General features: G+C 77.0%; 1 protein-coding gene. It reads right to left on the bottom strand.

Annotated features, from left to right (window positions below; genetic code table 11):
* A partial coding sequence (locus E9565_RS22010; RefSeq protein WP_374201758.1) for an LGFP repeat-containing protein occupies window positions 1–417 on the bottom strand: 417 nt, incomplete at both ends.

Raw genomic sequence — 417 nt, 5'->3', positions numbered from 1 at the left:
GAAGTGGGCGAACCGCCCGCCGCCGGCCAGCGCGGTGACGTCGGTGGTCGGGTAGCCCAGCACCCCGTTCTCCCAGCCGGACGCGGCCCACCGGTCGCGCACCGCACCGGAGACGATCCGGGCGCCGGTGGCCTGCGTCCAGTAGATCGAGCCGCCCTGGAAGTGGGCGAACGCCCCGCCCCCGGGCAGCGGCAGCACGTCGGTGGTCGGGAAGCCCAGCGCGCCGGTCTCCCAGCCGCCGCCGGCCCACCGGTCACGCACCGCCCCGGTCACGATCCGGGCGCCGGTGGCCTGCGTCCAGTAGATCGAGCCGTGCTCGAAGTGGGCGAACCGCCCGCCGCCGGCCAGCGCGGTGACGTCGGTGGTCGGGTAGCCCAGCACCCCGTTCTCCCAGCCGGACGCGGCCCACCGGTCGCG

Origin of the sequence: Blastococcus sp. KM273129, assembly GCF_021698995.1 — a bacterium.
GTDB lineage: Bacteria > Actinomycetota > Actinomycetes > Mycobacteriales > Geodermatophilaceae > Blastococcus.
The sequence above is the reverse complement of the archived record's forward strand: the minus strand, read 5'-3'. Positions and strand labels throughout refer to the sequence as shown.